This window comes from Streptomyces sp. NRRL F-5126 (assembly GCF_000721265.1).
Taxonomy (GTDB): domain Bacteria; phylum Actinomycetota; class Actinomycetes; order Streptomycetales; family Streptomycetaceae; genus Streptomyces.
Genome location: NZ_JOFZ01000015.1, coordinates 125,167 through 146,063, shown reverse-complemented (window position 1 = coordinate 146,063; position 20,897 = coordinate 125,167). Strand labels below are relative to the sequence as shown.

At 73.6% G+C, this 20,897-nt stretch carries 19 protein-coding genes; 8 read left to right on the top strand and 11 right to left on the bottom strand.

Annotated elements, in window-relative coordinates; all coding sequences use genetic code 11:
* Positions 1–64 precede the first annotated feature (64 nt).
* From IH48_RS35395 to IH48_RS0130130, 3 genes are read left to right on the top strand one after another with little or no spacing between them, the layout of a single operon-like run.
* Entirely contained in the window at positions 65–268 is a 204-nt protein-coding gene (locus tag IH48_RS35395; RefSeq protein WP_078850151.1) for a hypothetical protein, read from the top strand.
* On the top strand, positions 269–2,410 hold the full coding sequence (gene malQ, locus IH48_RS0130135; RefSeq protein ID WP_030911683.1) for a 4-alpha-glucanotransferase: 2,142 nt from the start codon (positions 269–271) through the stop codon (positions 2,408–2,410). It abuts the gene before it with no gap.
* 20 nt (positions 2,411–2,430) lie between these two features.
* Positions 2,431–2,709 carry a hypothetical protein gene (locus IH48_RS0130130; RefSeq protein ID WP_030911681.1) on the top strand — a complete coding sequence of 93 codons (279 nt, stop codon included), beginning with the start codon at positions 2,431–2,433 and terminating at the stop codon, positions 2,707–2,709.
* Positions 2,710–2,835: 126 nt separating this feature from the next.
* On the opposite strand, the gene IH48_RS0130125 is transcribed toward IH48_RS0130130, so the two are convergent.
* From IH48_RS0130125 to pepN (IH48_RS0130115), 3 genes are all read right to left on the bottom strand, one after another.
* Complete coding sequence (locus IH48_RS0130125) at positions 2,836–3,645, bottom strand: helix-turn-helix domain-containing protein (protein WP_037843713.1); 810 nt, start codon at positions 3,643–3,645, stop codon at positions 2,836–2,838.
* Positions 3,642–4,457: a helix-turn-helix domain-containing protein gene (locus IH48_RS0130120; protein ID WP_030911677.1), complete on the bottom strand. Its 816-nt coding sequence runs from the start codon at positions 4,455–4,457 to the stop codon at positions 3,642–3,644. Before IH48_RS0130120 ends, IH48_RS0130125 begins: the two co-directional genes overlap by 4 nt.
* 365 nt (positions 4,458–4,822) lie before the next feature.
* The gene (gene pepN, locus IH48_RS0130115) at positions 4,823–7,402 is read right to left on the bottom strand and encodes an aminopeptidase N (protein ID WP_030911673.1); all 2,580 of its coding nucleotides are present in this window, start codon (positions 7,400–7,402) and stop codon (positions 4,823–4,825) included.
* A 117-nt stretch (positions 7,403–7,519) separates the two neighbouring features.
* On the opposite strand from pepN (IH48_RS0130115), the gene IH48_RS0130110 reads away from it, so the two are divergent.
* Positions 7,520–8,041 carry a DUF1203 domain-containing protein gene (locus IH48_RS0130110; protein ID WP_030911670.1) on the top strand — a complete coding sequence of 174 codons (522 nt, stop codon included), beginning with the start codon at positions 7,520–7,522 and terminating at the stop codon, positions 8,039–8,041.
* A 59-nt stretch (positions 8,042–8,100) separates the two neighbouring features.
* Here the strand turns inward: IH48_RS0130110 and IH48_RS0130105 are convergent, their stop codons facing one another.
* A complete protein-coding gene (locus IH48_RS0130105; RefSeq protein ID WP_030911667.1) occupies positions 8,101–9,135 on the bottom strand; it encodes an aspartate-semialdehyde dehydrogenase in 1,035 nt (344 codons plus the stop codon).
* Positions 9,136–9,437: 302 nt separating this feature from the next.
* Here IH48_RS0130105 and IH48_RS0130100 point away from each other — a divergent pair, with 302 nt between their 5' ends.
* Positions 9,438–10,190, top strand: a complete 753-nt coding sequence (locus IH48_RS0130100) for a putative protein N(5)-glutamine methyltransferase (RefSeq protein WP_030911665.1) — start codon at positions 9,438–9,440, stop codon at positions 10,188–10,190.
* Between the two features lie 40 nt (positions 10,191–10,230).
* Here the strand turns inward: IH48_RS0130100 and IH48_RS0130095 are convergent, their stop codons facing one another.
* The 3 genes from IH48_RS0130095 to IH48_RS0130085 form a co-directional block, all read right to left on the bottom strand.
* Complete coding sequence (locus IH48_RS0130095; protein ID WP_030911662.1) at positions 10,231–10,653, bottom strand: hypothetical protein; 423 nt, start codon at positions 10,651–10,653, stop codon at positions 10,231–10,233.
* A 69-nt stretch (positions 10,654–10,722) separates the two neighbouring features.
* On the bottom strand, positions 10,723–11,544 hold the full coding sequence (locus IH48_RS0130090; protein ID WP_030911658.1) for an Fpg/Nei family DNA glycosylase: 822 nt from the start codon (positions 11,542–11,544) through the stop codon (positions 10,723–10,725).
* A 12-nt stretch (positions 11,545–11,556) separates the two neighbouring features.
* On the bottom strand, positions 11,557–12,045 hold the full coding sequence (locus IH48_RS0130085; RefSeq protein WP_030911655.1) for a ribose-5-phosphate isomerase: 489 nt from the start codon (positions 12,043–12,045) through the stop codon (positions 11,557–11,559).
* Between the two features lie 152 nt (positions 12,046–12,197).
* Between IH48_RS0130085 and IH48_RS0130080 the strand changes: the two genes are divergently transcribed.
* On the top strand, positions 12,198–13,703 hold the full coding sequence (locus IH48_RS0130080) for an amino acid permease (RefSeq protein ID WP_051840869.1): 1,506 nt from the start codon (positions 12,198–12,200) through the stop codon (positions 13,701–13,703).
* 69 nt (positions 13,704–13,772) lie between these two features.
* Here the strand turns inward: IH48_RS0130080 and IH48_RS33760 are convergent, their stop codons facing one another.
* The 3 genes from IH48_RS33760 to IH48_RS0130065 all read right to left on the bottom strand — a co-directional run bounded on the left by IH48_RS33760 (position 13,773) and on the right by IH48_RS0130065 (position 16,453).
* Positions 13,773–14,561, bottom strand: a complete 789-nt coding sequence (locus IH48_RS33760) for a hypothetical protein (RefSeq protein ID WP_234434429.1) — start codon at positions 14,559–14,561, stop codon at positions 13,773–13,775.
* A 97-nt stretch (positions 14,562–14,658) separates the two neighbouring features.
* Positions 14,659–15,249, bottom strand: a complete 591-nt coding sequence (locus IH48_RS0130070) for a biotin transporter BioY (protein ID WP_030911646.1) — start codon at positions 15,247–15,249, stop codon at positions 14,659–14,661.
* A gap of 574 nt (positions 15,250–15,823) precedes the next feature.
* Entirely contained in the window at positions 15,824–16,453 is a 630-nt protein-coding gene (locus IH48_RS0130065; RefSeq protein WP_030911643.1) for a DsbA family protein, read from the bottom strand.
* Positions 16,454–16,609: 156 nt separating this feature from the next.
* On the opposite strand from IH48_RS0130065, the gene pepN (IH48_RS0130060) reads away from it, so the two are divergent.
* Both pepN (IH48_RS0130060) and IH48_RS0130055 read left to right on the top strand, forming a co-directional pair.
* Positions 16,610–19,186: an aminopeptidase N gene (pepN, locus tag IH48_RS0130060; RefSeq protein WP_030911639.1), complete on the top strand. Its 2,577-nt coding sequence runs from the start codon at positions 16,610–16,612 to the stop codon at positions 19,184–19,186.
* A 149-nt stretch (positions 19,187–19,335) separates the two neighbouring features.
* Positions 19,336–20,415: a hypothetical protein gene (locus IH48_RS0130055; RefSeq protein ID WP_030911636.1), complete on the top strand. Its 1,080-nt coding sequence runs from the start codon at positions 19,336–19,338 to the stop codon at positions 20,413–20,415.
* Here IH48_RS0130055 and IH48_RS0130050 read toward each other — a convergent pair.
* Positions 20,404–20,850, bottom strand: a complete 447-nt coding sequence (locus tag IH48_RS0130050; protein ID WP_030911633.1) for an NUDIX hydrolase — start codon at positions 20,848–20,850, stop codon at positions 20,404–20,406. The two genes, IH48_RS0130055 and IH48_RS0130050, sit on opposite strands and share 12 nt — an antisense overlap.
* Positions 20,851–20,897 lie beyond the last annotated feature (47 nt).

Sequence of the window (20,897 nt, the reverse complement as noted above, 5' to 3'; positions counted from 1 at the left end):
ATTCCTCATGCTGGGAGACAGAGCCGTGACCGCTACCATCCGTGAACACTCCAAACGACGGGCACTGTGTGCACCGGCCGTACCGGTACAGGCGCACACAGTGCCGACGTTCGCCCCGGCCTTTGTGCCGGCTCCCCTCACCAGTGAGCCACCCCTCGCCGACGCCGCCCCGCTGACGAGCGAGCCGCCGCTCGCGGAGACGGCACCCTTGACCAGCGAACCGACCGCGCCCCTGACGGCCGTCGGCCCGGAGTCCCCAGGAGTCTGAATGGGCCTCGCCCGCCTCGCCGAGCTGCACGGTGTCGCCACGACGTACGCGCCCTCGCCGGCGACGGAGGTCCACGTCGACGACGCCACGGTCGTGGCGGTGCTCGCCGCACTCGGGGTCGACGCCTCGACCCCGGCGGCGATCGCGTCGGCGACCGGCGCGGCGGAGCGCGAGGCCGCGGCCCGCCTGCTGCCCCCGACCGTGGTGTGGTGGGCGGGCGAGCCGCCGCCCGCCTGGTCGGCGCGGCTCCCGGCGGGCACGGTGCTCGGCGTCGACCTGGAGGACGGCGGCCAGGCGCGACTGCGTGCCGACGCGGGCACCCTCGGCCTCGCCGCCGCGGAGGACGGCCCCCCGCTCGGCGTGCACCGGCTGCGCGCCGAGGCCCCCGGCGGCCGCACCGCAGAAGCCACCCTGATCGTCGCGCCGCCGCGCGCGCCGCAGCCGCCGGGCCGGTGCCACGGGTTCCTCGTCCAGCTCTACTCGCTGCTGTCCTCCCGATCCTGGGGCATGGGGGACCTGGGGGACCTCGCCGAGACGGCCTCCTGGGCCGGACGCACGCTCGGCGCGGGATTCGTGCAGATCAACCCGGTGCACGCCGCCGTGCCCACCGTGCCGAGCGACCCGTCCCCCTACCGTCCCTCGTCGCGCCGCTTCCCCGACCCCGTGCACCTGCGCGTGGAGGCGGTCCCCGAGTACGCGTACGTGACGGGCCCCGACCGCGGGCGCCTCGACGCGCTGGGCGAGCGCGCCGCGGCGCTGCGGGCGGCCGTGCTCCACGAGGACGCGCACATCGACCGCGACGCCGTCTGGGCGCTCAAGCGCGAAGCCCTGGAGATCGTCCTCGCCGTCCCGCTCGGCCCCGGCAGGCGCGCCGAGTACTGCGACTACCTCGCCTCCCAGGGCAGGGCACTCGACGACCACGCGACCTGGTACGCGCTCGCCGAGGTCCACGGCCCCGACTGGCACGCGTGGCCCGAGGGCCTGCGCGACCCGCGGTCGGCCGAGACCGCCGCCGCGCGGGGCGAGCTGCTCGACCGCGTCGAGTTCCACAGCCGCGCCGCGTTCCTCACCGACCAGCAGCTCGGCGCCGCGAGCCACGCCGCCGCCGAGGCGGGGATGGCCGTCGGCATCGTCCACGACCTGGCCGTCGGGGTGCACCCGGACGGCGCCGACACCTGGGCGCAGCAGGGGGTGTTCGCCGACTCCATCTCCGTCGGCGCGCCACCCGACGCGTTCAACTCGCTCGGGCAGGACTGGGGCCTGCCGCCCTGGCGTCCCGACGCGCTCGCCGCCACCGGCTACGCGGCCTACCGCGGCCTGCTGCGCGGCCTCCTGAGGCACGCGGGCGCGCTGCGCATGGACCACGTGATGGGGCTCTTCCGCCTCTGGTGGATCCCGCGTGACGCCGAGGGCGGCGACCCCACCCGGGGAACGTATGTGCGCTACGACGCCGAGGCGATGCTCGCCGTCCTCGTGCTGGAGGCGCACCGCGCGGGCGCGCCGGTGGTGGGGGAGGACCTCGGGACCGTCGAGCCCGGCGTGCGCGAGGCGCTCGCGCGGCGCGGCATCCTCGGCACGTCCGTCCTCTGGTTCGAACGCCACTGGGACAAGGACGGGCAGCCGCCCCTCGACCCCGCCGAGTGGCGGCCAGGCTGCGTCGCGACGGCCACCACGCACGACCTGCCGTCCACCGCCGCCCGCCTGACGGGCGAGCACGTCGCCCTGCGCCACCGGCTCGGCCTGCTCTCCCGCCCGCTCGCCGAGGAACAGGCCGAGGACCGCGCGGAGGTGTCGGCCTGGCTGCGCGACCTGGCTGTACTCGGCCTGCTGCCCGACCGGGCGCTCGGGCACGGCGCGGACGACGAGGAGGACGAGATCGGGGCCGTCCACCGCTTCCTGCTGGCCACCCCCGCGGCGATGGTCGGCGTCTGGCTGCCCGACACGGTCGGCGACAGGCGCCCGCAGAACCTGCCGGGCACGTCGGACGAGTACCCCAACTGGCGGCTGCCGCTCGCTGACGCGGCGGGTCGTCCCGTGACGCTGGAGGAACTGGCCGCCTCGCCCCGCCTGCTCCGCCTGATGGAGGTGGTGGAACCCCACCTTCCGGCGCGTACACCACCCCCGCCCGCGCGTCCCGCGTAGGCGTTCGCTACGTTTGCACCGTGGACAACAAGAACGCTCTGCGCGCCGGCGCCGTCGCGGCCGGTACGACGCTGATGATCCTGCTGATGTCGTCCCCGGCGCTGGCCGTGACCAAGCCCCAGGGCAGCGACCCGGGCCCGGGCCTGAGCGCGATCCAGACCGTCGGCCTCTTCGTACTGTGCCCGCTGGCGCTCTTCGCGATCATCGCGGGTCTCGTCACGGTCCTCGACCGCGGCAGGAAGGCCGACGCGCTGACCACGGTCACCAAGCCGAAGAAGCGGGCCAAGGCCGGGGTCTGACCCCGCAAAGGGCGCGAACCGCACCGACGCGCCGGCGCACAGCGACACCGATGCACCGCCCTGACCACCGGGCGGTGCATCGTCGTGTCCGCGCCCGGTACCGGGGCCCGTGCGCCGTGCTGCCGGTCAGGGACGGAAGCACTCCCGTGGCCCGGCGCCCACCGGGTCGAAGCACACCCGCAGGCCGGTGAGGTCGCTCGCGTCGACCATGTGCGTGAAGAGGTAACTCTTCGTGTCGCCGCCGCCCGTGGCCTCGGCTCGCCGGGGTGGGCCGCCGGGAGCGGAGACCTCGATCGCGTCCCCGATCCGCGCGTGCCAGAAACGGCCCCAGGCCGCGGCGCACGCCTTGCTGTACCTCAGTTGCACGAACGCGCCCGTCCGGGTGCGGTGCCGCGGCCCCAGCACCTCCGAGCGGTCGGGCAGTGCGCACGACATGGGTCCGGGGTCCTTCCCCTCGCACGTCCTTCCGCGGCATCCCGGAGTGGGGCTCAGCGCCGGAGACACCACGGTCCGATGGCCGGTGTCCGCGCCGCTCAAGGACAGTGCTGTCAGCGCCGCGACCGCGGCCAGCGCGGCCGCCCCGGCGCCGATGAGCAGCGGGCGCCTGTGCCCGGCCCGGCGCGGCAACTCCGCGGCTTCCGCGGTGCCGGCTGCCGGTGGGGCAGCCGCCGCCGGAGCGGCACTCGAACGCCCGCTCCACTGCGCGTCCGCCAGTTCCCACAGGGCGATCAGCGGCCCGGAGTCCTCTCCCGCCAGCGCGCACAGTGCCTGCACGGCCTGCCGGGGCGCCGGCTTCTTCCCGCCCAGATAGCGGTCCCACGAGGACTTGCTGTACGCGGTGCGCTCGGCCAGTGCCGCCAGGCTCAGGCCCGTACGGGCCCGCAGCTCCCGCAGGCGTTCGGCCAGCAGAGCGCATTCTGCCGCCGTCCCGGTCACCTGCGCAGCACCCGCCAGGTGTCCGGGCCCGCCACGCCGTCGACCGGCAGCCCTGCCTTCTCCTGTAACCGCGCCACGGCCGCGATGGTCTGCTGCCCGTACACGCCGTCGACGGCGCCCGGATCCATCTTGTGGTACCTGAGCAGGCACTGGGCCTCCACCACGTTCCAGCCGGGACCCGCGAGGATGGCGGTGCGTGTCGCGCTGTAGCCCGCCTCCAGACCCCCCTGCTTCCCGTGTGCCCTCGTGACCTCGCAGGGGTACGTCTTGCCCAGCTTGTAGACGTACGGCCCCGGACCGCCGGCAGCCGTGCTGCCCGGATGGGGGCTGCTCACGGCTGTCCGCGCGCTGCCGCCCGTTCCCTCGTGGCGCGGCCAGGACGAGACGATCAGCATCCCGGCACCCAGACCCACGAGCGCGGCGGCCACGACGGCGGCCAGGACGACGGACCCCCGCACCTCGGCCGGGCGCACGGCGCCCACCGCGTTCACTGCCTCCTGCTCGCCGCCTTCGCCCACGCCGGGCGAAAGGGACGGAGCAGCCCGCTCCTCCCTGGCGCGGGCGGCCACCTCGTGCAGCACCAGCAGCCTGGCGGGGTCGGTGCCGGCGACGTGCGCCAGTGCCTCGACCGCCTGCCTCGGGGGCACGGCCCTCCCATTGAGATAGCGCTCCCACGACGAGCGGCTGTACGCGGTCTTCGCCGCGAGGGAGGCCAGGCTCAGCCCGCTGCGGTCCTTGAGCCTCCTCAGCTGCACGACGAGCTGCTGATCCCTGTGGTCCAGCGTGTCCGGCAGTCGCTTCCAAGCTGCCACGGTCCACCCCCGGTACGCGTGCCTTCTGCCAATGCGTTGGTACACCCCGGCGCACGGTCCCGTGGCCGCACCCGGACGTTGCCGTCCGCGTTTTCGGCCAGGGCAGGACCCGGCGGGCGTCCCGGGAACGCCTCATCCCGGGCCACGCCCCAGCAGGTCAACGCGGTGTCGTCCCGTCCCGTCCGCACATCGCCGCCGCCGACGGCGGCCCGTCAGATTGGCCTGCATTCTCTGTAGGCAGCAGCACGGCACCACGAGAGCCGGAGGTCAGGACGTGCCGACTTGAGGCACACATGGACGGCCGGAACGGCCGAGCGGCCGTGGGCCGGCCCCCCCGCCGGGGAGGGGGCCGGCCCACGGTCCGGTCAGGCGCGGGCCGCCGACTCGTCCGCGCGCCTCGCGCCCAGCGCGCGGGCGATGCCCGACCTGGACTCCGTCATCAGGCGGCGCAGCGCCGCGTTGGGTCCGGCCTCGGCGAGCCACGCGTCCGTCGCGTCCAGCGTCTCCTGGGAGACTTGCAGCGCGGGGTACAGGCCGATCGCGACCTGCTGCGCCATCTCGTGGGAGCGGGTGTCCCACACGTCGGCCACCGCCGCGAAGTACTTCTCCGTGTACGGCGCGAGCAGCTCGCGCTGATCCGTCTGGACGAACCCGGCGATCACCGCTTCCTGTACCGCGTTCGGCAGCTTGTCGCCCTCGACGACCGATTCCCAGGCCTCCGCCTTCGCGTCCGGCGTCGGCCTGGCCGAGCGGGCCGCCGCCGCGTGGCGCTCGCCCGCCGCGGTGCGGTCGCGCTGGTACTCCGTGTCGATCTCGTCCTCGTCGAAGTCGCCCGTGGCCGCGAGGCGCTGCACGAACGCCCAGCGCAGCTCCGTGTCGACCGCGAGGCCCTCAATCGCCTCCGTGCCGTCGAGCAGGGCGCGCAGCAGCTGCAGCTGCTGCGGCGTGCGCGCCGTCGCCGCGAACGCGCGCGCCCACGCGAGCTGGTGGTCGCTGCCCGGCTCCGCGGCCCTGAGGTGCGCCAGCGTCGCCTCCGTCCACTGCGTCAGGCCCGCCTCGCGCCACGAGGGCGCCGCGTACTGGTCGAGCGCCAGCTTCGCCTGCCGGTGCAGCGACTGCACCACGCCGATGTCGCTCTCCTTGCCGATCCCCGAGAGCACCAGCTTCAGATAGTCGCGGGTGGCCAGCTCGCCGTCACGCGTCATGTCCCACGCCGACGCCCAGCACAGCGCGCGCGGCAGCGACTCGGTGAAGTCGGCGAGGTGCTCCGTGACGACCCGCAGCGACTCCTCGTCCAGCCGGACCTTCGCGTACGACAGGTCGTCGTCGTTGAGAAGGATCACCGCGGGCCGCGCACGGCCGGCCGGGAAGGGCACCTCGGTGCGCTCGCCGTCCACGTCCAGCTCGACGCGGTCGGTACGCACCAGCGCGCCCTCGCCGTCGAAGTCGTAGAAGCCGACCGCGATGCGGTGCGGCCGCAGCACCGGCTCGCCCTTCGCGCCCTCGGGGAGGGCCGGCGCCTCCTGCCGCACGGCGAACGACGTGACCGCGCCGGACGCGTCCGTCTCGATCTGAGGGCGCAGGACGTTGATGCCCGCCGTCTCGAGCCACGCCTTCGACCAGGCCTTCAGGTCGCGGCCCGAGGTGCGCTCCAGCGCTCCCAGCAGGTCGGCCAGGCGCGTGTTGCCGAACGCGTGCGCCTTGAAGTACGCCTGCACGCCCCGGAAGAACTCGTCCTCGCCGACGTACGCGACGAGCTGCTTGAGCACCGAGGCGCCCTTGGCGTACGTGATGCCGTCGAAGTTGACGAGCACGTCGTCGAGGTCGCGGATCTCCGCCATGATCGGGTGCGTGGAGGGCAGCTGGTCCTGGCGGTAGGCCCAGGTCTTCTCCGAGTTGGCGAACGTCGTCCACGAGTGCGGCCAGCGGCTGCCCGGCGCGGCGGCCTGGCAGGCGACCGACGTGAACGTGGCGAACGACTCGTTCAGCCACAGGTCGTTCCACCACTCCATGGTGACGAGGTCGCCGAACCACATGTGCGCGAGCTCGTGCAGGATGGTCTCCGCACGCCGCTCGTACGCCGCGTCCGTCACCTTCGAGCGGAACACGTACTGGTCGCGGATCGTCACCGCGCCCGCGTTCTCCATCGCGCCCGCGTTGAACTCCGGCACGAAGAGCTGGTCGTACTTCGCGAACGGGTAGGCGTGGTCGAACTTCTCCTGGAACCAGTCGAAGCCCTGCCGCGTCACGTCGAAGATCGCGTCGGCGTCGAGGTACTCGGCGAGTGAGGGGCGGCAGTAGATGGCGAGCGGTACCGTGCGGCCGTCCTTCTCGTACGTGCTGTGCACGCCGTGGTACGGGCCGGCGATCAGCGCCGTGATGTACGAGGAGATGCGCGGCGTCGCCTCGAAGCGGTGCACGCCCTCCGCGTCCGCCTCGGGCGTCGGCGAGTTGGAGATCACGGTCCAGCCCTCGGGCGCGCGCACCGTGAACCGGAACGTCGCCTTCAGGTCGGGCTGCTCGAACACCGCGAACACCCGCCGCGAGTCCGCCACCTCGAACTGCGTGTACAGGTAGGCCTGCTGGTCGACCGGGTCGACGAACCGGTGCAGGCCCTCGCCGGTGTTGGTGTACGCGCAGTCCGCGACCACGCGCAGCTCGTTGCGCCCCTGGCGCAGGCCGCGCAGGGCGATCCGCGAGTCCTCGAACACCTCGCCCGCGTCCAGCGAGGCGCCGTTCAGCACGACCTCGCGGACGGCGGGCGCCACCAGGTCGATGAAGGTGCCGGCGCCGTCCTCCGCGCTGTCGAACACCACCGTCGTGACGGACGCGAAGGTGCCACCCTCCTGTGCGCCGCCGAGATCGAGGTCGATCTCGTAGCTGTCCACGCTGAGCAGGCGAGCCCGCTGCCGGGCCTCGTCGCGTGTCAGGTTCGTACCAGGCACCCGGGTCATCTCCTCGTTGAGTCTCGCTGTACGAGTGCCATCCTTCCACGCGGGTACGACAGCACGCCGTCGTATATCCGCCGGTGACGGGCTCCGCGCACGTCCAGCATCGTGGGCATGGCATCCACCACGCGCGCGGCAGCGCGCCACACGCCCTCGCCCATCGACGCCGCGACCTTGCGCGAGCTGCGCGTCCGCGACGACGCGGGCGCCGCGATGACACCGTTCACCGACGAGGAAGGCGGCGCCCCGCTGCGCTGCTGCCTGCGGCGCAGCGAGACCGGCGAGCGCATCGCCCTCGTCTCGTACGCACCGCTGCGCCGGTGGGCGGCCCGCACCGGCGCGCGCCCCGGCGCCTACGACGAGCAGGGTCCGGTCTTCGTCCACGCCGGCGCCTGCGGGGGGCCGGCGGCCACCGTGCGGCGCTACCCGTTCGCGCGCCCCGGCGCCCTGCGCACGCTGCGCCGCTACGACGCACGCGGGCACATCGCGGGCGGCCGGCTCTTCGAGGTCCCCGGCGACGCGGACGCCGGCTTCGACGCGGCGCTCGCCGAGGCGTTCGCCGACCCGGACGTCGTGCTCGTGCACGTGCGCGCGTTGGAGTACGGCTGCTTCCAGTTCGAGGTGCGGCGGCCCTGATGCCGGGAACGGTGCGGGCCGCGGGGCACGTGCCCCGCGGCCCGCACCGTCAGCCGCGGCTACGCCGCGAGCTCCCGGGCGACGAGCTCCGCGATCTGCACCGCGTTGAGCGCCGCGCCCTTGCGCAGGTTGTCGTTGGAGACGAACAGGGCGAGGCCGCGGCCGTCCGCCACCGTCTCGTCCACCCGGATGCGGCCCACGTACGACGGGTCCTGCCCGGCCGCCTGCAGCGGCGTCGGGATCTCGGCGATCTCCACGCCGGGCGCCTGCGCCAGCAGCTCGTACGCGCGCTCCACGCTCAGCGGCCGCGCGAACCGCGCGTTCACCTGGATCGAGTGGCCCGTGAAGACCGGCACCCGCACGCAGGTGCCGGACACCGGCAGCTCCGGGATCTCCAGGATCTTGCGCGACTCGTTGCGGAGCTTCTGCTCCTCGTCCGTCTCGTGCGAACCGTCGTCGACGATGCTCCCGGCCAGCGGCAGCACGTTGAACGCGATCGGCCGCTTGTACACGGACGGCTCGGGGAAGTCGACCGCGCCGCCGTCGTGGGTGAGGCCGTCCGCCTCCGCGGCCACCTTCTGCACCTGGCCGTGCAGCTCCGCCACGCCCTTCAGGCCCGAGCCCGACACCGCCTGGTACGTCGTCGCGACCAGCGCTTCGAGGCCGGCCTCCGCGTGCAGCGGCTTGAGCACCGGCATCGCGGCCATCGTCGTGCAGTTCGGGTTGGCGATGATGCCCTTGGGCCGGTTCGCCACCGCGTGCGGGTTGACCTCGCTGACCACCAGCGGCACGTCGGGGTCGCGGCGCCAGGCCGACGAGTTGTCGATCACGACCGCGCCCTGCCCCGCGACCTTCTCGGCGATCGCCTTCGACGTGGCGCCGCCCGCGGAGAACAGCACGATGTCGAGGCCGGTGAAGTCGGCCGTCGCGGCGTCCTCGACGGTGACCTGCTCGCCCTTCCACTCCAGCGTCGTGCCGGCCGACCGGGCGGAGGCGAACAGCCGCAGTCCGGTGACCGGGAAGTCGCGCTCCGCGAGGATCCTGCGCATGACCGTGCCGACCTGACCGGTGGCTCCGACGATTCCGACCTTCACGGGGTCTCCTTAGCTGTGACGTGCGTACGGATCGTTCCGCGCGTACGTACGGCGCTGTGCGTACGACGGTGGTGAGAGGCTGCCCATCATGCGGGCCCCACACCTCACGTTGTCCACCCCATTGTCCGACAGGTCACAGAGATGCCCAACCGTGGTGATAGCGTTACACGCCCGTCGACCGAGGAGGTGAGTCCCGTTACCGCCGTCGTGCCGCAGTGTTCCACCGGACTCACCCGGTCCCGCTGATCCTTCCCCCGGGACGGGGACGTCCGGTCCTCCCGGAAGGTCAAGGCATCACACCGATGTCCATCGTCGCCACGCTCCGCGCCGCGGGGTGCGTGTTCGCGGAAGAAGAAGCCGAGCTCATCCTGTCCACCGCCGACGGTCCGGGCGAAGCCGCCGCCATGGCCGGGCGCCGTGCCTCCGGGCTGCCGCTCGAACACGTGCTCGGCTGGGCCGGCTTCTGCGGCCTGCGGATCGCCGTCGGCCCCGGCGTCTTCGTGCCGCGCCGCCGCACCGAGCTGCTCGCGGCCCATGCCGTCCGCCTCCTGCCGCCCGACGGCACGGCCGTGGACCTGTGCTGCGGCTCGGGCGCGCTCGGCGCCGTGCTCGCCACCCGCACCAGCGGCGAGGTGCACGCCGCCGACCTCGACCCCGGCGCGATCGCCTGGGCGCGCCGCAACCTCGAACCCCTCGGCGGCCACGTCCACCAGGGCGACCTCTACGCCGCGCTCCCACCAGGGCTGCGCGGCCGCGTCGACGTGCTCGCCGCCAACGTCCCGTACGTACCGACGGACGAGGTGCCGCTGCTGCCCGCCGAGGCGCGCGAGCACGAGCCGCTGCTCTCCCTCGACGGCGGCGGCGACGGCCTCGGCGTCCTGCGGCGGGTGGCCGCGGGCGCGCCCGGCTGGCTCGCCCCCGGCGGGACCCTGCTCAGCGAGACCGGCGAGCACCAGGCGGCGGCCGCCCTCGCCGCGTTCGCGGCCGCGGGCCTCGACGCGCGCCTTGCCGAGGACGACGAGACGGGCGCGACCGTCGTCATGGGCACGCGGTAAAGCCCGGCTCCGGGCCCGGCCCCGGGAGACGCCGCGTGCCTCACTCGTCCGCTGTCAGCGCGCGCTCCCAGGGGGCCGGTGGCGCCGCCCCCTCCTCCGGGAGCCGCTTCGTGGCGGAGTAGCGGGCACGTCCGGCGCGCACACGCAGCACACGCACCGGCAGGACGAGGAGCGCGCGGCCCCTGCGGATCTCCGCGCCGCCGTCCGGGCCCGGCGCCCCGGAGAACACCGCCGTGAGGACGTCGCCGACATGTCCGACGGCGACGTCCTCGAGGATCCAGTCGTCCAGGACGAGCCGCACCTTGCGCGCGGACGCCGACTTGCCCATGACCGCGATGTACACGTCCGAACCCGCCAGCCCGCCCGACCAGTCGGCGAACCAGTGCCCGCGCCCCGCGGGCCGCTCGTCCAGGGTCGCGCGGCCGGCCCCGAGTCCGCGCAGCGCCGCCTGGGCACCGCTCACCGCCGGGAGTGGATCGCCATCGCCTCGCGCCATGGCCCCGACGATCTCACAGCGACGAGGCCGTGGCCGTCACCGCGCGGCCTGGCAGCCCGGGCACCAGAACAGGTTGCGCGCCGCGAGCGGAGCGGTGCGGATCGGCGTTCCGCACACGTGGCACGGCAGGTTGGCCCGCCGGTACACGTACACCTCGCCGCCGTGGTCGTCCACGCGCGGCGGGCGGCCCATCGCCTCGGGCTCGTGCTCGGGGCGCACCGTGTCGATGCGGCCCGCGCGCACGCCCGTGCGCATCAGCCCCACCAGATCGGCCCAGAGCGCGTCCCACTCCTCGCGGGCGAGGTCTTTCCCGGGCAGGTACGGGTCGATGCCGTGCCGGAACAGGACCTCGGCGCGGTACACGTTGCCCACGCCGGCGACCACTTTCTGGTCCATCAGCAGCGTCGCGACCGGCGTGCGCGAGCGCGAGACACGGGGCCACGCGCTGTCCGCGTCGTTGCCGGGCTCCTGCGGGCGCAGCGGGTCCGCGCCCAGCCGCTCGTGTATCGCCTTCTTCTCGCCTTCCGTGATCAGCGCGCACGTCGTGGGACCCCGCAGGTCCACGTACGCCGTGTCGTTGACCAGGCGCAGCCGCACGGTGTCCGCCGGGGCCGGCGCGGGCGGCCGACCGAAGGCGACCTTCCCGAACAGGCCGAGGTGGACGTGGATCCACCCGGTGGCCTCGAAGGCGAGGAACAGGTGCTTGCCGTGGGCGTCCACGCCGTCCAGCACCCGGCCGTCGAGGAGCGCCGCGCTGTCGGCGAACCTGCCCTGCGGGCTGGCCACCCGTACCGTCCGGCCGCCGAAGCGGTCCAGGTGGTCGAGGGCCAGCCGGTGGATGGTGTGACCTTCTGGCACAGGGGCGGCCGATCAGTCCTGCCGCGGGTGGTGCGCGGGGACCGGCGGCAGCTCGCCCGTCTCCTCGTACGCCGTGAGCATGTCGATGCGGCGGGTGTGCCGCGCCTCGCCCGAGTAGGGCGTCTTGAGGAAGACCTCGACGAACGACGTCGCCTCGTCGCGGCTGTGCATCCGCGCGCCCACCGACACCACGTTCGCGTTGTTGTGCTCGCGGCCGAGCCGCGCGGTCTCCTCGCTCCACGCGAGGGCCGCCCGCACGCCCTTCACCTTGTTCGCGGCGATCTGCTCGCCGTTGCCCGAGCCGCCGATCACGATGCCGAGGCCGTCGGGGTCGGCCGCCGTGCGCTCCGCGGCGCGCAGGCAGAACGGCGGGTAGTCGTCCTGGTCGTCGAGGATGTGGGGGCCGCAGTCGACCGGTTCGTGGCCGTGCGAGGTGAGCCACTGGACGAGGTGGTTCTTCAGTTCGTAGCCCGCGTGGTCGGAGCCGAGGTAGACGCGCATGGACCGAGTGTGGCACGGGAACAGGCGGGTATCGGACGGGGGCTCGCCTCATGTTGATCTGAGCCCGACAATGCCGTCAGCAGTCAGCACGCCGAGGGCGGACCGGCCCAGTCCCGGCGCCGTCCCACGACAACAGAACCCGAGGTTGCCCTATGACTCGCCCCCCCACCCTCACCGCGGAAGGCGGAGATCCCGCCAAGTCCGGGCCCGAGGCCCCGCCGCCGGGCCCCGAGGGCGGTCTGCGCCCCGGACTCAGGAGCCGCCACCTTTCGATGATCGCGATCGGCGGCATCATCGGCGCGGGCCTCTTCGTCGGCTCGGGCTCGGGCATCGCCGCCACGGGCCCCGCGATCCTCGTCTCGTACGCGCTGGTCGGCCTGATCGTCGTCCTCGTCATGCGGATGCTCGGCGAGATGGCCGCCGCCAACCCCACGTCGGGGTCGTTCTCCGCGTACGCCGACCGGGCGCTCGGCCGCTGGGCGGGGTTCTCGATCGGCTGGCTCTACTGGTTCTTCTGGGTCGTCGTGCTCGCCGTCGAGGGGACGGCCGGCGCCACGATCCTCAACGGCTGGCTGCCCGCGGTCCCGCAGTGGGCGTGGGCGCTGATCGTCATGTGCGTGCTCACGGTGTCGAACCTGTCGTCCGTGTCGTCCTACGGTGAGTTCGAGTTCTGGTTCGCCAGCATCAAGGTGGTGGCGATCGGCGCGTTCATCGTCATAGGCCTGCTCGCCGTGTTCGGCGTGCTGCCCGGCTCCGACAACCCGGGAGACGGCTTCGGCCACCTCACGGACGCGGGCGGGTTCCTGCCGAAGGGGCCCGGCGCCATCCTCACCGGCGTGCTGCTGACGGTGTTCTCCTTCATGGGCAGCGAGATCGTCACCCTCGCGGCCGGCGAGTCCGCCGACCCGCGCCGCGCCGTGTCCCGGGCGACCAACAGCGTGATCTGGCGCATCTGCATCTTCTACCTGGGCTCGGTGTTCGTCGTGCTGTGCCTGGTGCCGTGGAACGACAAGTCGATCACCGACGACGGCAGCTACGTCGCCGCGCTCAACACGATCGGGATCCCGCACGTCGGCACCGCGATGGACGTGATCGTGCTGACCGCCGTGATGTCCTGCCTCAACTCCGGCCTGTACACGGCCTCCCGCATGGCGTTCTCGCTGGGCCTGCGCGGCGACGCGCCCCGCGCCTTCCACCGCACCAGCGGGCGCGGCGTGCCGCACGTGGCGATCCTGTGCTCGGTGGCGTTCGGCTTCCTCGCGGTGTGGTTCAACTACCAGTGGCCCGACACGGTCTTCCAGTTCCTGCTCAACTCGTCCGGCGCGGTCGCGCTGTTCGTCTGGCTCGTGATCTGCCTCGCCCAGCTGCGCATGCGCCGGGTCATCCTGCGCGAGTCGCCGGACAAGCTGGTGGTGCGCATGTGGCTGTTCCCGTACCTGACGTGGGCGACGGCCGCGGTGATCGTGTTCATCGTCGGCTACATGCTGACCGACGACTCCGCGCGCAGCCAGATGCTGCTCTCGCTGCTGGTCGCCGCGATCGTGGTGGCGGTGGCGCTGGTTCGTCGCGCGATGGGCAAGGAGACGCCGGCGGCGCCGGCCGTCGAGCCGGCCGGGGCCGCCCGGGCGGCGGGCGCCGCGCCGGACGACCGGCCGTAGGGGAACGGGCCGTGAGGCGCGTCGGCCGTCGTCAGGACGCGCCTCACGGCATGCCCCGGCGGCGTGCCCTCACGCCCCGGGCGCGGGCACCCGCCGCCTGGCTCGGCGCAGCAGCGCCGCGAGGGCGAGCGCCGCGACGACGGTCACGGCGGGCGGCACGGCCCACCACGGGGCGCCGGTCGCCACCGCGAGCAGCCCCACCACGGCGCAGCCGGTGAAGATGGCGCTGAGCGTCCTCGCGCCGTACGGCCTCCACGCGAACAGCGGGGAACGGGGCCTGAGGAGGCGGACAGCGCCGAACGCGAACGCCTCGGCCGCCAGGAGCCCGGCGAACGTGCCGACGGCGGCGTCCACCTGTAGCCCTTCATGCGGCACGTCGCTGGTGTTCTGCCGGACGCCGTCCTTGCCGAGCACCATGATCTGGCCGCGCCACGCGGTGGCGGTGACCCTGTCACCCGCCTTCAGCCGGTCGAACAGCGGCTCTGAGCCGCCGAAGTACACCTCTCCGCGCCAGGAGTGCCTGCGTCTCAGGGTCGCCCTGTAGGTGTTGCCCTCGCCGTTGTGCTTGGTCACTGCCTCCACGACGGTGAGGTGCCAGGTACTCAGGCACTCCTGGCGCGGCCGGTGCGGCTGGACGCGGCAGGGCAGGGCCGCTCGGTAGTCCTGGTAGCGCGCCCCGTCGTAGGGCAGCCACTGGGTGAACACGACGTAGGATCCCGCGGCCAGTGCCAGCGACAACAGGATCAGCAGCCCGCCGGCGAACCGCGTCAGCCCCGGTGACCGACGGCCGTGACCGCCGCCGGCCCATTGCCCGGCCGCACTGTGTCCCGTTGCCCTGGCCCGCGTCGACTTCGCCATAACAGCCCCCATACCCATGCTTCCATGGGCGAGACCCCGCCCGCCGCGCGTTACGCGGGGAGCGGGGCCTCGACGGAGGTCCTGCGGGGGCAGCCGATCAGCCGCGGCGGCCCGCCAGCCTCCAGGCGCCGGGCAGCGCACCCATCGCCAGGGCGGCCTTGAGCGCGTCGCCGAGCAGGAACGGCACAAGGCCGGCCGCGATCGCGGCGCTCGCCGACATGCCGGCGGACAGGGCGAGGTACGGCACGCCTATCGCGTACACGACGGCGGAGCCCACCACCATCGTGCCCGCCGTGCGCAGCACGGAGCGGTCGCCGCCGCGCTTGGCCAGCGCGCCGACGACGGCGGACGCGGCGAGCATGCCGAGCACGTAACCGAACGACGAGCCGCCGGGACCCGAGGTGCCGCCGGAGAACCACGGCAGGCCCGCCATGCCGAGCACCGTGTACAGCGCGAGCGACAGGAACCCGCGGCGCGCGCCGAGCGCGGTGCCGACGAGCAGTGCCGCGAAGGTCTGCCCCGTGACCGGCACGGGGGAGCCCGGCACCGGCACGGACAGCTGCGCGGCCAGCCCGGTGAGCACGGCGCCGCCGGCGACGAGCGCGATGTCGCGGGTACGGCTTGCGGGGATCAGGTCGGCGAGTACGCCGGCGCGGGACGCGACCGCTGTGGGCGCGACGGTGCTCATGGGGACTCCGCGGGGGGTCGGGGACGGACGGTCGGCAATCGTCTCGACGTTAACCCACGGCGCACGGCCGCCTGCTCGTCGGAGCCCCACAAATGCGGGGGCACGGCGTTGTGGACCGCGCGCCCCGCGCCCGCGCCGGCCCGTACGGACCCGCTGGTCCCGCGGCCGCGGCAAGCCCCCGGGACACCTCGCGCGGAGGGCGCCACGCCTCGCGCACATGCCGCGCCGCCCGGACGCCCTCCGTCGCAGGCGCCGCGTGCCGCATGCGGCCGACGCCGAAGACGCACCGCGTCGCGGACAGCCCGCACCGGAGGCACCACATGCTGGGGGGCGCCAGGCGCCCCCGGTGCCACGCTCCAGGCGCAGCCCGTGCCGCGTGCACCGTGTGTCACGGAGGGTCAGCGCCGGGGACGGGCGCGTCGCGGGTCATGCGTTCCGCGGGTCATGCGTTCCGCGGGTCATGCGTTCCGCGGGTCATGCGTTCCGCGGGTCATGCGTTCCGCGGGTCATGCGTTCCGCGCGTCATGCGTCCCGCGCCGGGGCGCTGCGTGCCCGGCGCGGGGCGGCGGCCGTGTCAGTCGAAGATCGGGCCCTGCGTCCTCGTCCGCTTGATCTCGTAGAAGCCCTTCACCGACGCCACCATGAGCGTCCCGTCCCACAGCTTCAGCGCCTCTTCGCCCTTGGGCGCCGGCGTCACCACGGGCCCGAAGAAGGCGATCTGCCCGCCGTCCTCGCCCGGCACCGCGATGACCGGTGTGCCGACCTCCTGGCCCACCTTGTCGATGCCCTCCTTGTGCGAGGCGCGCAGCTGCGTGTCGTACGTGTCCTTGTCCGCGTACTCGATCAGCTCGGCCGGCAGGCCCGTGTCCGCGAGCGCCCCGGCGATGGCCTCGCGCGTCGGGCCCTCGCCCTTGTTGTGGAAGCGCGTGCCGAGTGCCGTGTACAGCCTGCCGACCACCTCGTCGCCGAACTGCTGCTGCGCCGCGATGACGACGCGCACCGGCGCCCACGCCTTGCCCATCGTCTCGCGGTACGACTCGGACATGTCGTCGAGCCGCGGCTCGTTCAGCACCGCCAGGCTCATCACGTGCCACCTGATGTCCAGGTCGCGGGCGCTCTGCACCTCCAGGACCCAGCGCGAGGTCATCCAGGCCCAGGGGCACAGCGGGTCGAACCAGAAATCGACGGGCGTTTTCTCCGGCATGTCTCTCCTCGAAAGTGACACCTCTTACTACGGCAACGCGCTCGGCCGCTTCCCCCATTCCCCCGCCCCCGGTGCCCGCATGCCGGTCACCCGGCACCGACATGCGAGGATCGACCCCGTTCCAAGACGTCCGCGAGCTGCGAAGGAGCTGCCCCCGTGCCTGGAGAGAACCTGTCCCGCGACGAGGCCCGTGAGCGGGGAGAACTGCTCTCCGTCACGGAGTACGAGGTCGCCCTCGACCTCACGTCGGCGATCGGGGAGTGGCAGGGCGCAGGCGCCCGCACGTTCCGCTCCGTCACCACCATCCGCTTCGCCTGCGCACGCCCGGGCGCCGCGACCTTCGTGGACCTGATCGCCCCGTCCGTGTCCGCGGTGACGCTCAACGGCCGCGCCCTCGACCCCGCCGCCGTCTTCGACGGGGCGCGCATCGCCGTCGACGGCCTCCAGGCGGAGAACACGCTCGTCGTGGACGCGCAGTGCGCCTACAGCAGGACCGGCGAGGGCATGCACCGCTTCGTCGACCCCGAGGACGGCGAGGTCTACCTCTACACGCAGTACGAGCCCGCCGACGCCCGCCGCGTGTACGCGAACTTCGAGCAGCCCGACCTCAAGGCGCCCTACACGTTCGAGGTGACCGCGCCCGACGGCTGGCAGGTGTGGAACAACGGCGCGGGCGAGCGCGGCGCCGACGGCGTGTGGCGCTTCGCGCGGACCAAGCCCATCTCCACGTACATCACGGCCGTCGTCGCCGGCCCCTACCACTACGTCACCGACACCTACCGGCGCGCCCTGCCGGACGGCGGCGAGCTGGAGATCCCCCTCGGCGCGATGTGCCGCAAGGGCCTGGCCAGGCACTTCGACGCGGACGACATCTTCCTCGTCACCAAGCAGGGCCTGGACTTCTTCCACGACAACTTCGACTTCCCCTACCCCTTCGGGAAGTACGACCAGGCGTTCGTGCCCGAGTACAACCTCGGCGCCATGGAGAACCCGGGCCTCGTCACCTTCCGCGAGGAGTTCATCTACCGCGGCAAGGTGACCGAGGCGTCGTACGAGCGCAGGGCCAACGTCATCCTGCACGAGATGGCGCACATGTGGTTCGGCGACCTCGTCACCATGCGGTGGTGGGACGACCTGTGGCTGAAGGAGTCGTTCGCGGACTTCATGGGCTGCTTCTCCATGGTCGAGGCGACCCGCTTCAAGAACGGCTGGATCACCTTCGCCAACAACCGCAAGGCGTGGGCGTACCGCGCCGACCAGCTGCCCTCCACGCACCCGATCACCGCCGACATCCGCGATCTGGAAGACGCGAAGCTCAACTTCGACGGCATCACCTACGCCAAGGGCGCGGCCGTGCTCAAGCAGTTGGTGGCGTACGTCGGCAGGGACGCGTTCCTCGAAGGCGCGCGGCGCTACTTCAAGCGGCACGCCTACAAGAACACCGAACTGGGCGACCTGCTGGCCGTCCTCGCGGAGACCTCCGGCCGCGACATGGCGGGCTGGGCGCGCTCGTGGCTGCAGACCGCAGGCGTCAACTCCCTGACCCCGCAGGTGGTGTACGGCGAGGACGGCCGCGTCGCGGAGCTCGCCGTCGTCCAGGACGCCCCCGAGTCGCACCCCGAACTGCGGCCGCACCGGGTGGCCGTGGCGCTCTACCGGCTCACCCCGGAGGGCGGGCTGACCAAGTACGCGAGCACCGGCGCCGACGTGACCGGGCCGCGCACCGTCATCGCCGAGCTCGCCGGAGCCGAACGCCCCGACCTGGTGCTCGTCAACGACGAGGACCTCACCTACTGCAAGACCCGCCTCGACGCCACGTCCCTCGACACGCTCCGCGCCCACCTCGGCGCCCTGGCCGACCCGATGGCGCGTGCGCTGTGCTGGTCAGCGCTGTGGAACATGACGCGCGACGCGCTGCTGCCCGCACGGGACTTCGTGGCGCTGGTCCTCGCGCACGCGGGCCGCGAGAGCGACATCGGCGTGCTGCAGATGGTGCACGCCTGGGCGCGTTCGGCGCTGAACCACTACGCGGCGCCCGCCTGGCGCGCCGAGGGCGGGCGGATGCTCGCCGAGGGCGCGCTGCGCGAACTGCGGGACGCCGAGCCCGCGGGCCCGCACCAGCTCACCTGGGCCCGGTTCTTCGCCCAGGTCGCCGAGTCCGACGCGGACCTGGCGCTCGTCGAGGGCCTGCTGTCCGGCAACGAGGACGTGCCGGGGCTCGACGTGGACCAGGAGCTGCGGTGGGCCCTGCTCGCCGCGCTGGCCGCGCACGGCCACGCCGACGAGAAGGCCATCGAGGCCGAACTCGCCCGTGACGACACGGCGTCGGGGGAGCGGCACAAGGTGCGCTGCCTCGCCTCGCGCCCGTCGGCCGAGGTGAAGGCGGCCGCCTGGGACGCGGTCGTCGAGTCGGACGCGCTGTCCAACGCGCTCGTGGAGGCGACGATCGCCGGGTTCGCCCAGCCGGGGCAGCGCGAACTGCTCGCGCCGTATGCGGAGAAGTACTTCGCCGCCGTCGAACGCGTGTGGGCCGAGCGCTCCATCCAGATCGGCGTCCTCGTCGTGAGAGGCCTGTTCCCCGACCTGCAAGACGATCCGGCGACCCTCGAAGCCGCGCGTGCCTGGCTCGCCGCACACCAGGAGGCTGCGCCCGCGCTGCGCCGCCTCGTGCTGGAGGCGCAGGACGACCTGGCGCGTGCGCTGCGCGCACAGGAGTGCGACGCCACCGCCTGACGCCCCGGTGCGACCTCGTCGTGTGTAGGCCGAACGTGGCAGCCTGCTCGGCACTCGAACGCCCGTACTTTAGGACGGTCTTGTCCGGTTTGGGCTACACGCTTGTAACAGCGGTTAGCGCGGTGGCGGGCAGCGGGGAGACCCGGGACATGAACAACAACAGCGCCCCGCTCTCCCCCTCCCACCGCCCGGGTTGCGACGCCCACGGCGCCCACGCTGCGGCAGCGCACGCGGACGTCGCCGACGCCGCGGTCCCGGACCTGCTGACCGCGGCGCAGCTGCGCGAGCGCGGCCTGACCTCGGCGAGGGCCGCGGCCTACTGCCGTCCCGGCGGCCCGTGGCAGCACCTGCTGCCCGGCGTCTACCTGCTGCACCGGGGCCCGGCCTCCGGCCAGGAGCGGCTGCGCGCGGCGCTGTTGTACGCGGGGCGTGCCGTGCCCGCCCAGTCGCGCGGCACCTCGGGTGCCGTGCCACCGGCCGCGGCGGTGACGGGGCTCGCCGCGCTCGCCGTCCACGGGTTCGAATCGGCGCCGCCCGCGGCGTCACTCGACGCCGTCGACGTCCTGGTGCCGCGCACCAGGAGGCTGCGCTCCGCCGGGTTCGCGCGGCTGATCAGGACGGCCGCGATGCCGGAGCCCGAGCGCGTCGGCGGCATCGCCGTGGCGCCGGTCGCACGCGCACTCGCCGACGCGGTGGCCGCACTCGCCGACGCCGGCCGCGTGCGGCTGCTGCTGACCGAGGCCGTGCGCGACGGCTACTGCGAACCGGGCCCGGTCGTCAAGGAACTGGCCGAGGCGCGGCTGCTGTCCAGGCCCCATGTGGTGGGCGCGGTCGACGCGCTGCTCGCCGAGGGACGTGCGCGCGCCGAGGAGCGGCTGTACGCCCTCGTGCGGCAGGGCGGCCTGCCCGAGCCGTTGTGGAACGTCGAACTGCGGCTGCCCGGCGGCCCCTGCCTCGGCGGTGTGGACGCCTTCTGGCCCGAGCAGGGCGTCGCCGTCGAACTCGACACGCGCGCACCGCGGTTCTGCGGCAGCTTCGACGACGACGCACGGTGGGAGGCGTGCGCGGCCAAACGCGAACACCTGGAGCGGCTCGGGATCACCGTCGTCCACCTCACACCGAAGAAGCTCCGCGAGACGCCGGGACAGCAGGCCACCGTGGTGCGTACGGCCCTCACCGCGGCGGCCGAGCGCGAACCCGCCGCCTACCTGGTCGTGCTACCGAGGTGACGCCGCCCGCACACTCCCCAGCGCGGGCCGCTCCCGCCACAACCGCAGCGCCGTGTCGACCTGCTGGACGTGCGGGAGGTCCGCGACCGCGTCGAGCGGGTGCCAGGCCGCCAGGTCGGTCGACCCGTCGGCCTCCGGGCGCAGCACGCCGCCCGTCACCTCGCCCGCGTAGAAGACGCGCACCTCGTGGAAGCCGTCCCGCGTGTGCGAGTCGATCCCGAGGAGCGCGGTCATCCTGGACGCGTGACCGGTCTCCTCGCCGACCTCGCGCACGACGGTGTCCAGCGGGTCCTCGCCGTGGTCCATCCCGCCACCGGGCAGCGTCCACCGCCCGGCGGCCGACCCGTCCCTGAGGTGGGGGACGAGACGGGACAGGAGTATCCGCCCGTCGTCCACCAGCACGGCATACGCGGCGACGCGAAGTGAGGTACGCACGGCCGCAGCGTACCCAGGCCCCCGGCACGGCCGCCCGCCCTTTTCGG

What these genes read in the sequence shown, in the direction of transcription:
- malQ (WP_030911683.1), top strand. Translation starts at nt 269, where the DNA reads ATGGGCCTCGCCCGCCTCGCCGAGCTGCACGGTGTCGCCACGACGTAC.
- IH48_RS0130110 (WP_030911670.1), top strand. Translation starts at nt 7,520, where the DNA reads ATGGCATCCACCACGCGCGCGGCAGCGCGCCACACGCCCTCGCCCATC.
- IH48_RS0130100 (WP_030911665.1), top strand. Translation starts at nt 9,438, where the DNA reads ATGTCCATCGTCGCCACGCTCCGCGCCGCGGGGTGCGTGTTCGCGGAA.
- IH48_RS0130085 (WP_030911655.1), bottom strand. Translation starts at nt 12,045, where the DNA reads ATGCGCGTCTACCTCGGCTCCGACCACGCGGGCTACGAACTGAAGAAC.
- IH48_RS0130080 (WP_051840869.1), top strand. Translation starts at nt 12,198, where the DNA reads ATGACTCGCCCCCCCACCCTCACCGCGGAAGGCGGAGATCCCGCCAAG.
- IH48_RS33760 (WP_234434429.1), bottom strand. Translation starts at nt 14,561, where the DNA reads ATGGCGAAGTCGACGCGGGCCAGGGCAACGGGACACAGTGCGGCCGGG.
- IH48_RS0130070 (WP_030911646.1), bottom strand. Translation starts at nt 15,249, where the DNA reads ATGAGCACCGTCGCGCCCACAGCGGTCGCGTCCCGCGCCGGCGTACTC.
- IH48_RS0130065 (WP_030911643.1), bottom strand. Translation starts at nt 16,453, where the DNA reads ATGCCGGAGAAAACGCCCGTCGATTTCTGGTTCGACCCGCTGTGCCCC.
- IH48_RS0130055 (WP_030911636.1), top strand. Translation starts at nt 19,336, where the DNA reads ATGAACAACAACAGCGCCCCGCTCTCCCCCTCCCACCGCCCGGGTTGC.